General features: G+C 70.0%; 10 protein-coding genes and 1 pseudogene. 3 read left to right on the top strand and 8 right to left on the bottom strand.

Going from position 1 to position 15,285, the window contains the following annotated elements; translation table 11 throughout:
* Window positions 1-61 precede the first annotated feature (61 nt).
* Window positions 62-318: pseudogene (locus ACIBSV_RS42990) on the bottom strand (hypothetical protein); the annotation flags it as partial.
* A gap of 477 nt (window positions 319-795) precedes the next feature.
* On the opposite strand from ACIBSV_RS42990, the gene aspT reads away from it, so the two are divergent.
* Window positions 796-2,478, top strand: coding sequence for an aspartate-alanine antiporter (aspT, locus tag ACIBSV_RS42985; RefSeq protein WP_395872926.1), 1,683 nt, complete (start codon window positions 796-798; stop codon window positions 2,476-2,478).
* Between the two features lie 77 nt (window positions 2,479-2,555).
* On the opposite strand, the gene ACIBSV_RS42980 is transcribed toward aspT, so the two are convergent.
* The 3 genes from ACIBSV_RS42980 to ACIBSV_RS42970 form a co-directional block, all read right to left on the bottom strand.
* Window positions 2,556-4,244, bottom strand: coding sequence for a bifunctional aspartate transaminase/aspartate 4-decarboxylase (locus ACIBSV_RS42980; protein ID WP_395872925.1), 1,689 nt, complete (start codon window positions 4,242-4,244; stop codon window positions 2,556-2,558).
* Between the two features lie 87 nt (window positions 4,245-4,331).
* Window positions 4,332-6,032, bottom strand: coding sequence for an aspartate:alanine exchanger family transporter (locus tag ACIBSV_RS42975; RefSeq protein WP_395872941.1), 1,701 nt, complete (start codon window positions 6,030-6,032; stop codon window positions 4,332-4,334).
* 650 nt (window positions 6,033-6,682) lie between these two features.
* Window positions 6,683-7,102 (bottom strand): hypothetical protein, encoded by a 420-nt coding sequence (locus ACIBSV_RS42970; protein WP_395872924.1) that lies wholly within the window; start codon window positions 7,100-7,102, stop codon window positions 6,683-6,685.
* Between the two features lie 97 nt (window positions 7,103-7,199).
* On the opposite strand from ACIBSV_RS42970, the gene ACIBSV_RS42965 reads away from it, so the two are divergent.
* Complete coding sequence (locus ACIBSV_RS42965; RefSeq protein ID WP_395872923.1) at window positions 7,200-7,439, top strand: hypothetical protein; 240 nt, start codon at window positions 7,200-7,202, stop codon at window positions 7,437-7,439.
* Window positions 7,440-7,642: 203 nt separating this feature from the next.
* Here the strand turns inward: ACIBSV_RS42965 and ACIBSV_RS42960 are convergent, their stop codons facing one another.
* From ACIBSV_RS42960 to ACIBSV_RS42950, 3 genes are all read right to left on the bottom strand, one after another.
* Entirely contained in the window at window positions 7,643-8,029 is a 387-nt protein-coding gene (locus ACIBSV_RS42960; protein ID WP_395872922.1) for a hypothetical protein, read from the bottom strand.
* Window positions 8,026-8,232, bottom strand: coding sequence for a hypothetical protein (locus ACIBSV_RS42955; RefSeq protein ID WP_395872921.1), 207 nt, complete (start codon window positions 8,230-8,232; stop codon window positions 8,026-8,028). Before ACIBSV_RS42955 ends, ACIBSV_RS42960 begins: the two co-directional genes overlap by 4 nt.
* A 287-nt stretch (window positions 8,233-8,519) precedes the next feature.
* Window positions 8,520-8,999 (bottom strand): hypothetical protein, encoded by a 480-nt coding sequence (locus ACIBSV_RS42950; protein WP_395872920.1) that lies wholly within the window; start codon window positions 8,997-8,999, stop codon window positions 8,520-8,522.
* A 139-nt stretch (window positions 9,000-9,138) separates the two neighbouring features.
* On the opposite strand from ACIBSV_RS42950, the gene ACIBSV_RS42945 reads away from it, so the two are divergent.
* Window positions 9,139-10,242: a hypothetical protein gene (locus ACIBSV_RS42945; protein WP_395872919.1), complete on the top strand. Its 1,104-nt coding sequence runs from the start codon at window positions 9,139-9,141 to the stop codon at window positions 10,240-10,242.
* A gap of 417 nt (window positions 10,243-10,659) precedes the next feature.
* Here the strand turns inward: ACIBSV_RS42945 and ACIBSV_RS42940 are convergent, their stop codons facing one another.
* Complete coding sequence (locus ACIBSV_RS42940) at window positions 10,660-15,072, bottom strand: hypothetical protein (RefSeq protein WP_395872918.1); 4,413 nt, start codon at window positions 15,070-15,072, stop codon at window positions 10,660-10,662.
* Between the last annotated feature and the right edge of the window lie 213 nt (window positions 15,073-15,285).

Genomic DNA, 15,285 nt, shown 5'->3' with positions numbered 1-15,285 from the left:
GATCGAGCAGGCGGGAGAGGGCGACGAGCAGAGGGGTGGGGTTCGGGACGGCAGTCGCGCGTCACTCCATGACGGCACGAGCCGCGTCCAGGAACGCCGACCGGGTTCCCTCCGGGTAGTCCCGCACGCTCTCGCCATCGGGCAGGCCTTGCCGGACGGTCCGGTGGAGATCGAGGAAGTACGCGCGCGCCGCGTCATGCGTGGGCAATGGGAACTGGGTTCCGCGACCCACAACCTGTTCATGACCTCCCGAGTCGTCAGGTACCAGGTGTGGGTGTCGTCCCAGGTGGCGGGTCGACTGAAGGCGCTCGCCGTCGCCCTCCGCGACCCTCCGCCGGGCCTACGCCGCGCGGTCGAGCTCGGCGACACCTGAACCTGAGCCCGCGGGGCTGCCCGAACCAAAAAGTCCGGCCCCCGCAGCTCGGACGGTGACACTGTGTGCCCTCGGAGTCCTCGTCGCTGCCACCGGTCCCGCGGTGCGACGGAGCCGCAAGAGCCGCAAGAGCCGCACCGGCACCCTCGCGAATCCCGCCCGACCCGGCGACCCGCCCCTCGACACACGAGCCCGCTTCGAATCACACGGCTGAAAGTCGCGATGCCGTGCCGGTCGTGGAAGTCGCGACGGTTCGACCGCTCGCTCGGACGCTCCACATCCGGGGCACCGGCGCCACCCCGCCTCCCCCATACCCCCGCCTGCGCCATCCCTTCACTCGTTCGGCGTTGGTGGCCTGCGGGCCTCCGGAATGCCCCGATGTGATGCTCTATGCAACACCTGTTGCTTCGGGGAGGAGTGTCGTGCTCAATCTCATGCGGGAGAACGCCGTGCTGGCGTTGTTCGCGTGCCTCACCTTGGGCTACCTGGTCGGCAGGCTACGCGTCGGGCCGATCACGCTGGGCGGCATCTGCGGCACGCTGATCGTGTCGATGCTGATCGGCGCGCAGCACGTGTCGGTCAACGCCGACGTGAAGAACGTGGCGTTCGCGCTGTTCATCTTCTCCCTCGGATACATCGCCGGACCCGGGTTCGTGGCCAACCTGAACGCGAAGGGACTGCGGTTCGGCGCGCTGTCCATCATGGAAGCCGTCGTGGTCGTGATCATCGCCATCGTGATCACCAAGGCCGGCGACCTGGATGTCGGCACCGGCGCGGGCATCCTGGCCGGCGCCGCCACCGAGTCCGCGGTCGTCGGCACCGCGCAGGAGGCGATCTCCAAGCTGTCCGGCATCACCGCGGACGAGTCCAAGGAGATGCAGGCGCACGTCGCCACCGCGTATTCGGTGTGCTACCTGTTCGGGCTGATCACCATCGTCATGTTGACCAGTCAGCTCTTCCCACGGCTGATGAAGATCGACCTGGCGGATGCCAGCCGCGAGCTCTGGCAGCGAATGCGTGGTGCGCACGCGACGCTGGAGGAGGGCCAGGAGGCGTCGATGCCGGCCCTGGTCGGCCGGACGTACCACGTGACCGACGGCGGCGGGGTGACGATCAAGGCGCTCGAGGAAGCGGTCGGGCTGCACGCCTCCGTCGAGGGCGTCAAACGCGGCACCAAGGTGCTGACCGTCGCCCCGGACCTGAGGCTGGCCCGCGACGACCGCGTGCTGGTGGTCGGACGGCGCGAAGGCGTCATGGCGGCCGGTGGACGGCTGGGACCGGAGACCGCGGGCGTCCCCGGCCTGGAGAACCCCCTGTCGGTACGGGAACTGGTGCTCACCAAAAAGGAATTGGCCGGCAAGACGGTCACCGAGCTCAACCGGGCGTACCCGGACGAGACCGAGGGCGTGTATCTCACCGGCCTGCAGCGGGTCGGCCAGGACCTCCCCGCGACCGGAGAGACGGAACTGCGCCACGGCGACACGCTGACCATCGTCGGCAGCGGTTCCAAGGTCGACCGGTTCCAGCGGAAGTTCGGTGCCAAGGTCCGCACCGAGAGCGCCGACTGGATCTACATCGGCCTGGGTATCTGCCTCGGGGTGCTGCTCGGCCAGATCGTCGTGCACGTCGGCAGCGCGGACCTGACCTTGGGCACCGGCGGCGGCTGCCTGATCTCCGGACTGCTGTTCGGCTGGTTCCGGTCCACGCAGCCCACCTTCGGCGCGTACCCGCCGGTCGCCGCACAGACCATGAAGGACCTCGGCCTGGCCATGTTCATCGCCGTCACCGGCTTGGCCGCCGGGCCGGACGCCGGGCCGCTGCTCAAGCAGTACCCGCTGCTGCTGCCGCTGTCCGGCATCGCGATGGTGGTGATCCCGGCGTTCCTGGGGTTGTGGATCGGCCGGAGGTTCCTGGGCATCGACAAGCCGATCCTCGTCGGGGCCATCGCCGGGCAGCAGTGTTCGACTCCGGCGATCACCGCGGTCACCAACACCGCGCGCAGCTCCGTGCCGATGCTCGGCTACACGATCACGTACACGCTTTCCAACTTCCTGCTCCCGCTCACCGGGCCGATCTTCGTCGGCATCATCGGCCTGAAGACCTGATCCCCCGGGGACGACCCGACGGACGGCGTGGGGCACTTCGGCAGCCGCGGTGCCCCACGCCGTTTTCCGCCGGTTGCTCAGCCGCCGCTGTCGTCGCCGGCACCCGGGCTGCCCGCGTCCACCCATTCGCGGTGGTAGTCGTCGAAGATCCCGCGCACGGCGTGACCGATCCTCAGATAGTCGAGGTCGTCGAGGTTCGCCAGCGACGCCCGGATCGACCACTGCGGCCCGTCGAAGCCACCGCCGTTGAGCAGCACGACCGAGGTCTGTTCGGCGAGCCGGAACAGCGGGTCGATCGGCTCGTAGTTGGCCTCCAGGAACTTCGCGAAACCGTCCCCGTGCACACGTTTCGCCTCCGCCACCAAATCCAGTTCGATGTAGTAGCAGGCACGCTTCGGATCGTCCGCGATCCGCATCCCCGACCCCTCCAGGAGCAGATCGAGGCGACGGCGCACCGTCTCCCGCAGGAGTCGCTTGTACGCTTGGCCCTCCTCGAGCAGCCCGAACAGCGAGAACAGCGCCATCTGCACCTGCTGTGGCAAACCCAGGCCCGCGGTGTGATTGAGCGCGACCTGCCGCGAATCCGCGACGAGCCGGTCGATGAACTTCAGGGCACCGGGCTCGAGCGCGATGGTGCCGTACCGCTTGGCGAGTCGCCGCTTCTCGGCGTCCGGCAGGGCGGCGAGAAGCGCGTCGACCACGTTGTCGTCGTGCACGCCGATGACGCCCAGCCGCCAGCCGGTCGCGCCGAAGTGCTTGGAGTACGAGTAGACCAGGATCGTGTTGCGCGGCAGTTCGGCGGCGATGGTGCGGAAACCGTCGACGAACGTGCCGTACACGTCGTCGGTCACCACGACCAGGTTCGGGTTCTTGTCCCGGACGATCGCGGCCATCTGCCGCGCGACCCGCTCGGACAGCGCGAGCGAGGGCGGATTGCTGGGGTTGACCAGGCACACCAGCTTGATCGCGGGGTCTTCCAGCTTGGCGATCTCCGATTCGGGATAACGCCACTCGCGGACCCCGTTCCCGGCGAACAGCTCGGCCTTGATGTCGACCACGTCGAAGCCGTACGTGTCCAGTTCGGGGATCTCGATGTAGGGCGTGAAGATCGGCACCATCAACGCGATCCGGTCGCCCCGGTGCAGGATGCCGTTCTTCATCAGCGAGTCGAAGATGTAGCACATCGCCGCGGTGCCGCCCTCGGTGGCGAACAGGCTCAGGTTGTTGCCGGCGACCGCCTTGCCATCGAAAATCTCGTGGTGCAGGTAGGTCCGGACAACCTGCTCGGTGCACGCCAGAATGCGGTCCGGCATCGGGTAGTTGTCCCCGACATAGCCGTCCACCAGCTCGTGGAGCCACACGTCCGGGTCGAAGCCCAACGCGTCGATGCCGTGCCGTACGCACTTGTGCAGCATCTCGACACCGGCGAGCCCCGGATTCGCGATGCGAAACGCCTCGAAACGGTCCGCGACTCCGGGCTGCACGGGCATGCCGCCCAGGTCGTCGGCGGTCCACACTCGACGGCTCTCGCCGAGCGCGAAATGCCCGAGCGCGAGATACGCCTCGCGCGGCCCGGTCGCGATCCAGTTCGGATTACCGCGCCCGGCGTTGAGCATCTGCCGTGCAGCCCGGTGCTTCTGCGCGTCCTCGGGACTCGCGTCCGCCGCATGGGCCTCGGCGAGCTTGATGAACTCGGCCTTCAGCTCGAAGGGGCTCAGGGCGGCGAGAGTGCGCATCTTCTCGCGGCTGTAGGTGGCCTTGGGCACGACGCTGACTCCTCAAGGACGGAACCGGAACGGGAATCGGACGGAGACGGACGGGGTTACGGAGGGAAAGGGCGAGGGACCGGCCCGTCAATGGGTGAGCAGCACAATGACCGAGCCCCAGATGGTCAGCAGCACGTTCCCCACCGCGTAGGGGACCGTGTAGCCCAGAGTGGGCACCTGACTGCGCGCGTTCTCGTTGATCGCGCCGATCGCGGCGGTGGTGGTCTGCCCGCCGGCGAGCATGCCCAGCAGCAGCGGCATGCGGATCCTCTGGATGACATGGCCGTACAGGAAACCGACGACGAGCGGAACGACGGTGGCCACCGCCCCCCACACCACCAACCCCCACCCGGCCTGCTCGAGCCCGGAGGTGAAGCTCGGACCGGCGTTGATGCCGACCACGGCGACGAACATGCACAACCCGAGGGTGTCCATGAACCACTGCGCGCCGGGCGGGACGTTCCCGAACGTCGGGTACTTGCCGCGCAGCCACCCGAAGACCAGGCCCATGATCAACGCGCCGCCGGAGGTGGACAAACTGATGGGCACGCCGCCGGCGTGCAGGGCGGGAATGCCGATGCAACCGCCGACGAAGATGCCCAGGCCCACCCAGATCATATCGGTGGCATAGCTGGTGGGCACCGGCGTGCCCAGGTGCTTGGCGGCACCGACGACCAGACGCTGCGGGCCGCTCAGGACCAGGGTGTCGCCGCGGTCCAGGGTGGAGGAGAGCACGTACGGGAACTCCGCCCCGGACCGGTACAGCTTGTCGATGAAGACGCCCGCCATGAACGGTTCGAGGCGCACTTGCGCGATCGTCCGGCCGATCTGGCCCTTCGCGGAGACCACGACATGCAGGGTCTCGGTGGCGTAGGCCAGTAGCGCCGTGTCGTCGGCCTCGGGGCCCACACGTGTCTCGGGATCGAACGCGACCAGATCCTCGCGCAGCGCGCTGACCGCGAGCACGTCGCCGACCCGCAGCACGGTCTCCTCCGCGCCGTCCATCAGTTCGTCGCCGCGGCGGATCCGGGTGATGTAGACGCGTCGGCCCGCATCGTGCTGCGCCGCCTCGAACCGGGCGACGGTCTGCCCGGCGTACTCCTGGTGGGTGAGCGTGTAGGCGCGCAGCACGTCCTCGTAGTAGCCCCGACCCAGGTCCGGGTCGGCACTGGGGACGTCGAGTTCCTTGCCCAGGTCGGCGCTCTCCTTCGCGAGGTCCCGGTGCAGCAGTGCGGGGATCACGTTCGCGAGCAGCAGCGCGCACAGGATCGTGCCGAGCGGATAGGTGACGGCGTATCCGATCGCAACGAGGTTGGCCTCGCTCTGGGCCTTCGCCCCCCCGTAGCCGGGCAGTTGGCCGATGGCGTCCTGCGCCACGCCGATGACCGCGGACTGGGTCAGCGCCCCGCCCAGCAGGCCGGCGCTCAACCCCGGCCCGTACCCGAGCATCGTGGCGAACCCCCAGCACACCAGCAGCCCCGTCACGCACACCACCAGCGCGTTGACGACCTGCGGCAGGCCATCCTTCTTCAGGCCCCGGAAGAACTGCGGGCCGACCTTGTACCCCAGCGCGAACAAGAACATGATGAAGAACAGGGACTTGACCGTCCCGTTGATCTGCACGTCGACCCCGGCTCCGAGCAGCAGCCCCGCGACCAGGCAGCCGGTGACCGAGCCGAGCGCGAGGGTCTTGTAGCGGATCTTGCCGAGCAGGAACCCGAAGGCGACGGTCAGGAAGACCAGCAGCTCCGGATACGGCTTGAAGATCTCGTCCTTGAGCCAGTCCATGGTGGTCAGCCCCGACGCCGGGGAGTACGACACGCGCCCGAATCCGACCCACCCGGGCCTGCGTCGCCCCCGCCCGATGGGCAGAGCCGCCTGGGTTCCGTACACATGCTCGGCATCCGTCGGCAACAGCGCGGTTTCATGCTCTCCTTCCGGCCGCCACGGTCAGGGTCCATCGTTACGGCGCCCGCCGGGAACAGTGAGCGGATCAGCCGCACGCCACACCACTGCTGCGCCGTACGGGTCCACAGTGCACCCGTCGAGCCCAACCCCGCCGCCCCGCGGCGCCGGAGCGGCACGCGAGGTACGCGATGCGGTGTGGCGCGACATGAGGACGTCGGGCATTGGCGGGAGCGGCGGGGTCTGTCCCAGCGTGAGCTTGCGATCCGGTTGCGCCCGCAACGTCGTCACCGACCTGCACCGGCGATCCAGGGGCGCGGCGCCGTGGCCGTTGCGGGAGTTGGCCGAACGCGCTGGACTGCCCGCATGACCACACCCGACACCACCCGCGTCCTGTACGTGATCGCCTGCGCCGCACCCCCGCCCGCGCCGTCGCCGCCCTGTCCCGTGCGGAACAGCAACGAACCGCTACCTGACCATGCCTCCCGGGATCCAGCGGCGACAGGGAAGGCGGTCAGGAATCCGGAGGCCACTCACTCCACCGCAAGCTGATCGCGCCACGGCCCGTTCACGCCCCAGGGACTGTCAGGTCCGATAAGCCCGGGACGCGGCACCGTCCGGCGGTCGAACTCCGCGTCGAGTCGCCCCACAACCCTCCCGAGATCGGCCTTCGCGCCCGCATGAAGCCACAGCAACACCGCCTGCAGGAGGTCGCGCGCAAGGGCGCGTCGGTCGGGTGTGTCGCCGCAGGCGGTGTCGACGTGGCATCGCGCGTGGGTGGACGGCGGGGCGGACTCGTTGCGCTCCGCCGGCCCGCCGGGTGCCCGCCGGCGGGTGTCGGACGAGGGATTCGCCGAGGTGGCGACAGTGCTGGAGGCCGGTCCGGAGGCGGCGGGTTTCACCGGGCGGATCTGAACGCTCGCGCGGGTCGGGCGGGTGATCACGCAGGTCACGGGGGTGGTGTACGCGTCCCTGTCAAGCGTGTGGCGGCTGTTGGGAGCGCACGGTTGGTCGCGGCATCGACGACAACGGCCACCAACGCGCCCAGGCATGGAGCCCTACGGGACGTACGCCATGGCGGTGTCCGACCCCGACGGCGACCACCCTGCCTGGACCTGGGGACCCCACGACCTGTGGACACGCCTCGAGGCCGCCACCACCTGGTGGCACGGCGCCGGATGCCCCGCGCCCACCGACTTCGTCTACGCCGTCTCGAGGGAACGACAATTCGTCACCTGCACCACCGCGGACAGCCGGCAATGGGACGTGCCCAACCCTTCGGCAATGTGAACCCCGCCGCCCCACACCGGCATTCGCCGCCGGAACGCCTCCCGTTCAGCCACCGGTGGCCGGCGCGCAAGGACGATCCGTGCCGCTTCGACGCCGAACTGCGGGCCCCGGCACAGATCCCGACATGGGTGACGAGGGAGCGGAGCGGACGGATCCTGTTCCACCGGCTCGCCGGAACCCTGTGCGTCGGCCGGCCGCGATGTTCAATCGGTCTGCGGCCGGCTCCAGGCGCGCAGGGTTCGGGCGACGTCGGTGAGGGTGTGTTTGCGTTCGCGGATGTCGCGGGTGAGCTGTACCCAGCCGCCGGGAGGGACGGTGAGGGGTTCGTCGGAGCCGGCCATGTAGCGGTCGGCGCAGGCGCAGCCGACGACGGCGTTGTAGTCGGCGAAGGGTTCCAGGACGATCATGGAGTGGACGAACGTCGCGGCGCGCGCGGCGGTCTCCTCGTAGTAGAGCTCGCCGCGGAAGCGTTCGTAGCGGTGGCGCTCGACGCAGAACGCGAACGATCCCCAGTCGGTGAGAGGTAGGTTCACCGGGGTGTTCGCGGTCTGGATGTCCAGGACCCAGCCGGCGTCGACGCGCAGGATCAACGCTGCCCCTCGGGGAAGGCGTCCTGGAACTCGGCCAAGTGGTCGGTGACGAACGTGGCGGCGCCGGTGACGAAGTTGCGGCGGGCGGCCTCGGACACGCTCAGGTCGTGCACATGGGCCTTCACCGACTTGCCCCCCAGCTGCGCGGCCTTGCGCACTGCGGCGAGTTCCTCGTCCGTGTACTCGATGTTCAAAGCTGGCATGCCCACCAAGGTACCAGGCAGGTACCACCGGCGGTACCGGACCGGTACCAAAACCGCTGGGGCCCCTGGGAGCCGTCGCCGTCGGCGAACCGAGCAGGGCGCGACCGGACCCCCGGGTGGGTGGCTCCGGCAGGTGAACAGGCCGGCTCGGGCAGGCGGTCGTGGCGAACACTGCGCCGGCCTGCCACGGCGGTCGGTGGAACGCTGCCTCCGGCGTGAACGGACGGCGGGGGCGGAGTGGATTGCCCACGTGGAGGCGGATCCGATCCGGGCGCTGGAGGAATTCGTCACGAGTTGGCGCCCCGTCGGGCACACATCGACCGGCGCGGGCCCGGTTTGGCAGCAGGCTTTACCATCGCCACAAACTGCGGGTTCGAGTCCGGGCGCAGCAGACCGGGGACCAAGTCGTCGAGGCCGACGTGGTGTCCGGGAGTGTGCGGGGCCTCAGGATGTTTCCGCAGGATGTGATCGTGACTGGCGAGCACGTCGTTCTCGTTGGCCTTCGGTCGGGTCAGGGTGCCGGTGTAGGCGGTGCACTCGAGACCGGAGCCGCCGATCAGCTCGACGGCGGCGGGCCCAGGGGTCGCATTCTCGGGGAGCGTGACGGACACGGTGACGGTGGCGATCCGTTCGGGCGCGATCTGCGCGTCATGATGGTCCGGCCACGCCCTTACCTCGTCCGCCTCGATCAGGTTCGGGCCTGCTCGCCACCCGGACCATCCAGGCGGCGGTGTCGTGCCCAGGCGGGACGCGCGCCGTGCATACACCGACGCGCGAGTATCACACCTCTACCCACCGAACCCACCGCCCCTCCGGCAACAGTCGACCAGCAGCGCACCATCGACTTCGGCCTTGTATCTTTCGCATGACAATCGACTCGCCGATCATCTTTGTTGCAGGAGAGCCATGGCATCTGTAGAGGCACGGTCAATCACCACTATAGAAATGCCGCATCATGCCAAATCCCGAGTGCTGCGGTGGGCAGGAAGACGCATACTCGCCTTTCGCACGGACGCGGTTCTACGGGCCCGGGTCATTGTCGACTCGGTTTCCGGCGATGCCACGGAGGCAGACTTCCCGGCGCCGTGGTCCAGGGACAAGAGTGGACAGGACGCGGTGAGCCCGGATCTCACGTATGCCGTATTCGTGGGCCCGCATTCTGTTCGCGTGGTGGAATCGAACGGAAAAACCCGATGGGAGTTTTTCCATCAATGCCGCACCGTTTTCGGACGGGCATTCATCCCGAGCGGTGATATGGAATGTTCCTGTATGCGAACGTCGGATAGCGTAGAGACCGGCTCGTGCCACGTCACTCCCGACAGCCGCCTGATCTGGGCACACGTGGCAACACCGACTGCCCTGGACACACCGGGAACACCACAGGGCGAAGCATGGCTACTCCTGGACGCCTCCGATGGAAGAATCGTGCACCGTATCGACCTCCACGATCTCTATGCGACCAACTCGCGTCACATCCCTCACCCTGATGGACAGGGCATCGCCCTCTGCCTCGGCAGTGATCCAGACGACATCACCATAATCTGGGGTTCCTGGGACGGCCGAGAGGCGAACACTCGACGCGCAGAGACGGAGCCGGGAATCATTCTGTGCGACATCTCACCCGCAGGAAACGAGTATGTCACCCTCACCCCCTCGACTGACGTTCTGACCAGGTATCGGTCGGCTGATGACAGCCCAATCATCGAAATCGACTACGAGGCGCTCACGACCCATCCCGACGCCGACGATCCCAACGACCTCCCCGTTTGGGATCAGATGTGCGGCTATATCGATGGTGACACCATCATTGCCTCGACCTCGGATCTCGACGACCAATGGGGTCGGCATCGTCATTGGACCCTCCACTCCGCCGAACCGTCCGTGCCTGTCGAGATCGCTTACCCGGTTCCTGTGACCGGAGTGCCTACCGCGTTGGGCGACGGTACATGGATCGCACGCTCCGACGCCGAGCCGAATCGCGTTCATCTGTGGGCGAGGAGGATGCCGTGAGTCAAGTGGACATCAAGGTCGCCATGGACTGAAAGGCCGCGGCAGGGAGCTTCGCGATACAAGGTCGCCGCATCCCGCCCACCGCATCGCGCCGCCCCACCGCCCTCGTCGTCACAGAGCACACCCACAGGGACGACGTACTCAACCGAGCGCGTCCACGTACTCAACCGACCGCGCTCACCCCGGCCGTCGTCAGGACCCGCGCGAGGCGCGGCACACGCCGGATGCCGGGCCCGCGCGCGTGAACGCCGGGAGTCGGGGCGGGTGGTCGGCAGGCGGTCTCACGCTGTCGTGCCGGTCGAGAGGGGCTGCCCGGGGAACCTGAGGGGAACGGAGAAGCTGATCGGCGTGCTCAAGGCGACAGTGTTCGGCCCCTCGGACGGCATCCCCGCGTCCCGTGCACACCCAGCACCGTCGTCACGACAGATCGCCTCCGTAGTCCACGGCAATGACGTCCCGTCCGCATCCGACGACGAGCACGCCTGGCGCGGCCAATGTCAGTGCCCCCACAACTTCCGGCATGAGGTAAGTGGCGGCCAGACGGCGGGTCCGCAGGTCCCAGATTCGCACCGTGCGGTCGGTGCTGCCGGTGACCGCGACGGGTCGGCCGTCGAACTGCGTGCACAGGACTGCTCGGACCGGGGACGTGTGGCCGGTGAGCGGTTCGCCGAGTTGTCGGCGGTCGGCCAAGTCCCAGATCCGCACGGTCTTGTCGTAGCTGCCGGTGACCGCGACGGGTCGACCGCCGAGCCGCGTGCACGCCACCGCCCACACTGTGTGTCGGTGGCCGGCGCGGGGCGGGCTGAGGTAGGGGCCACCGGGCGGGCTCCGGTACGGCATTGGGTGGTCCGTGAGTAGTTCGCCGGGGAAGCGAATATCGGCCCAGTCCAGGGCCCCCATGGCATGGCCACGGAGGGGTTCGCCGAGTTGTCGCCCGTCGGCCAGGTCCCAGATCCGCACGGTGTGGTCGGTGCTGCCGGTGACGGCGACGGGTCGGCCGTCGAGCCTGGTGCACACCGCTGAAGCCACCGCGCTCCGGTGGCCGGCAGGGGCTACGCCGAGTTGTCGGCGGTCGGCCAGGTCCCAGATCCGCACGGTCTTGTCGTAGCTGCCGGTGATCGCGATGGGTCGGCCGTCCAGCTCCGTGCACGCCATCGCCCACACTATGTTCTGGTGGCCGCGAAGGGGTTCGCCGAGTTGTCGCCCGTCGGCCAGGTCCCAGATCCGTACCGTGTGGTCGTCGCTGCTGGTGACCGCGATGGGTCGGCCGTCAAGCCGCGTGCACGCCACCGCCCGCACCGCGTACTCGTGGCCGCAGAGGGGTTCGCCGAGTTGTCGGCCGTCGGCCAGGTCCCAGATCCGCACCGTGTGGTCGTCGCTGCCGGTGACCGCCACGGGTCGGCCGTCAAGCCGCGTGCACGCCACGGAAGTCACCGTGTTCCGGTGGCCGGTGGTGAGCGGTTCGTCGCGCGGGCGGCTGTCGGCGAGGTCCCAGATCCGTACCGTGTGGTCGTCGCTGCCGGTGACCGCGACGGGTCGGCCGTCAAGCCGCGTGCACGCCACCGCCCGCACCGCGTACTCGTGGCCACGGAGGGGTTCGCCGAGTTGTCGGCCGTCGGCCAGGTCCCAGATCCGCACCGTGTGGTCGGTGCTGCCGGTGACCGCGACGGGTCGGCCGTCAAGCCGCGTGCACGCCACGGAGGTCACCGGGAATCCGTGGCCGACGAACGGCCGGCCGAGTCGTCGGCCGTCGGCCAGGTCCCAAATCCGCACCTTCTGGTCGGTGCCGCCGGTGACCGCGACCGGTCGGCCGTCCAGTAGCGTGCACGCCACCGCCGGCACCGCGTATTTGTGGCCGCGCAGGGGTTCGCCGAGTTGCCGGCCGTCGGCCAGGTCCCAGATCCGCACGGTCTTGTCGTCGCTGCCGGTGACCGCCACGGGTCGGCCGTCCAGTAGCGTGCACGCCACCGCCAGCACCGCGTATTTGTGGCCACGGAGGGGTTCGCCGAGTTGCCGGCCGTCGGCCAGGTCCCAGATCCGCACGGTGTTGTCGTAGCCGGCGCTGACCGCGACGGGTCGGCCGTCGAGAAGCGTGCACGCCACCGAACTCACCAGGTTCTGGTGGCCGGTGAGCGGTTCACCGAGTTGCCGGCGGTCGGCCAGGTCCCAGATCCGCACGGTGTTGTCGTAGCCGGCGCTGACCGCGACGGGTCGGCCGTCCAGCAGCGTGCACGCCACCGAACTCACCACGTCCTGGTGACCGGTGAGCGGTTCACCGAGTTGCCGGCCGTCGGCCAGGTCCCAGATCCGCACCGGGTGGCCCGTGCCGACGCCGCTGCCGATGCCGGTGCCGGTGACCGCTACGAGGCGGCCGTTGAGCTCCGCGCACGCCACCGAAGTCACCATGCCCCGCTGTTCGGTGAGGGTGTCGCGGAGCGCGGGGTGGAAGGCGTCGCCGTTGGTGGCCCAGCGGGGACGCCAGGGCTGGTCGCGGATGAGGGCGTCGCGGATCGCCCGGTGTCGGTGGCGGCAGGCGTCGACGGCGAGGACCGGACGCCGGTCCTGGGGGGTGGCGGCGCGGTGGCGGTCGATGGAGGCGAGGTACACCGTGCGCGCCCGCCGTGCCTGCTCACTGCCTGCGTGGCGGAAGGCGGCGACCAGGGCGTGGGGTTCGGCGTGGAGGAGGTAGTCGGCGTCGGTGAGCAGCTCGTCGAGGCGGTCGGCGTCGCGGGCGTGGGCGGTGGCGTGGCGCAGCAAGTAGCCGGGCGCGGTGCCCCAGTGGCGGCGGCCGCTGGGGTCAGCGGGCACGTGGGTGGCCAGCAGGTGGTCCAGGACCGCGATCGGCGCGGGTGACGCGGAGCGCGCCCTGGTGTGGGGCTGGCGGGTCAGGTGGTCGGCGAGGCCTTGGTGGAAGAGGCGGTGGTGCAGGACACCGGAGGTGTCGGGGGTGGCGCGCAGGTAGGGCAGCGCGTCGCCGTCGAGGACGTCGCCGGCCTGGCCGACGGTGAGGCCCGGGTCGAACAGGCGGGCCAACGGGAGGGCGACCTCGCGGGGCATGCCGTCGCCGCGGGTCAGCGCGAGGGCGGCCAGGACCGCGCGGATGCGGCTCCCATCGGGGCGGGCGGCCAGGTCCAGGTCCAGCACCCCCGGCAGCCCGACCGGGACCGACCCGCCCAACCGCTCCGCGGTGGGCGGGTCGGCGGGCGGCGGGATGGTCTTGAGGTAGCGGGCGAACACCGCAGCCACCAAGTGCGCGCCCCACTCGGGCCGCACCCGATCGCGCGGACCCGCACCGGTGGCCGGCGGAGCGGGCACGAGGCGGGCGGCGGCCGCGGCGGCGAGGGCGGCGCGGACCGGGCGCATCGCGGGCATGCGGTAGGCGGGCTCCTCACCGAGCACCGTCTCCAGGTAGACGGCCAGGTCCCGGCGCAGGCCGTCCGGGTCGGCGTCGTCCAGGTCCACCACCCCGCCACCGTCGCCGACCGAGCGTGCCTGATCCCACAACGCGCGGAACATCGGCCACGGCCGCGCGCCGACCAGCAGCCGCACCGCCGGCCGCCCGTCGGTCCGGCGCACCGCGGCCAGCGCCACCAGCAAGGCGCACACCCCCGCCGGATCGGCGGCCTCGTCGACGGCATCCACCACCACCGCGGGCACCTCCAGCTCGTCGGCCAGCCGCGCCGCGAGCGCCGCCCCGTCCCACTGCCCGCCGCCGTCGGGCGATGTCGGGTCCAGCTGGCGGGCGACGGCGGCGGCGACATCGGCGGCGGTGCGGCCGCGCGCGTGCACAGCGGCCAAGCGGTCGTTCACCGACGGACACACCCCCGGCCCGGCCGCTGACAACCGCGCCCGCACCTCGGGCACCACACCGGCGAGTTCCGGGTGGGCCGCGCACACCAGCACCCCCAGCAGCGCGGACTTCCCCGCTCCCGGCGCGCCCGTGACCACCCGCAGCCCCCCGGAGTCCACCGCGTCCAACCACGGCCCCAGCAACTCCAGTTCCGCTGTGCGCCCGGTGAACCGTGACCCGGCCTTGTCCCGGAAGTGCGCGGCGTCGCCCGCGTCCAGGAACCCGCGCAGGCTCGGCGCCACGCGCGCGAGCGCGGCGGCGTCCCGGTCGTAATTGCCGTTGGGGAAGAACGGCAGCTCGGGCTCGTCCGCGGCGGCGTCCATCGCCGAGCACACCACGTCCTGCACGAACCACGACCGCGCCTGGACGCGCCGGCGGACCTGCCGGGCCACCTCGGAGAACCGCACGAACGGCTGTCCCGGGTCGGTACCCAGCCCATCGGCGGCGACCTCCTCGAATACCTCCGCCAGCACCGTGCTGAACACCCCGTCGTACGCGAGCTGCTCCGCGCTGCACGCCGCCATCACCCACGCCCCCAGCGGACTGCCCGCCCGGTGCACCAGATGCTCCACCGCCCGCCCCGCGTGGCACAGGTCGAACAGGAACAACGTCGGCGTTTCCAGCTCCTGGGCGTCCCCCACCCACTGCGACGCGCTCGTCCCCGAACCCGGCAACCCGCACGACGGCACCACATCCACCCGGTCGCCCCGCACACCGCGCCGACCGTGCGAAGCCACGAACACCACCGGGGCCGTGCCGACCGCGTCCTGGACCACCGTACGCAGCCCCCGCGCATCCGGGTTCCAACGCAGGTCCGGCGTAAAGCCCAACCGCTCCAGAGCCGCGGCGACCGGAGGAACCACCGCGTCGACGAACGGCAGGTCGTCCCACCCCGCATCCCCGACCGGGACCTCCTCGCCCTCCGGCATCCGCGTACCGAACCGGCTGATCCCCACCACCAACGCACGCCCCGAACCCATCCCACCCCCCGGCGAGCCATCCGCGCCCAGCATCCCACCGCCTGCACGCTGCCGCAGCACATATGGCAACTCTCAACCGCATGCCACGCTGTACGCGCCTGTGCACACCATTGCGCCGACACCGCGAACACAGCGCTGCCGAAGGGGCGTTCGGAAGATCGAGCGCGCGCATCAGGGAGGGGCGCGGGCCTCTCGTCGGGGTGCTCGTGGTGG

Origin of the sequence: Embleya sp. NPDC050154 (genome assembly GCF_044460165.1) — a bacterium.
In the GTDB taxonomy this organism is placed as follows: Bacteria; Actinomycetota; Actinomycetes; order Streptomycetales; family Streptomycetaceae; genus Embleya.
Note: the sequence above shows the minus strand (reverse complement) of the source record. Positions and strands in the feature narration are given on the sequence as shown.

Coding starts and splice junctions, on each gene's coding strand:
- ACIBSV_RS42940 (WP_395872918.1), bottom strand. CDS start 15,072: ATGGGTTCGGGGCGTGCGTTGGTGGTGGGGATCAGCCGGTTCGGTACG.
- ACIBSV_RS42975 (WP_395872941.1), bottom strand. CDS start 6,032: ATGGACTGGCTCAAGGACGAGATCTTCAAGCCGTATCCGGAGCTGCTG.
- ACIBSV_RS42945 (WP_395872919.1), top strand. CDS start 9,139: ATGGCATCTGTAGAGGCACGGTCAATCACCACTATAGAAATGCCGCAT.
- ACIBSV_RS42955 (WP_395872921.1), bottom strand. CDS start 8,232: ATGCCAGCTTTGAACATCGAGTACACGGACGAGGAACTCGCCGCAGTG.
- ACIBSV_RS42965 (WP_395872923.1), top strand. CDS start 7,200: ATGGAGCCCTACGGGACGTACGCCATGGCGGTGTCCGACCCCGACGGC.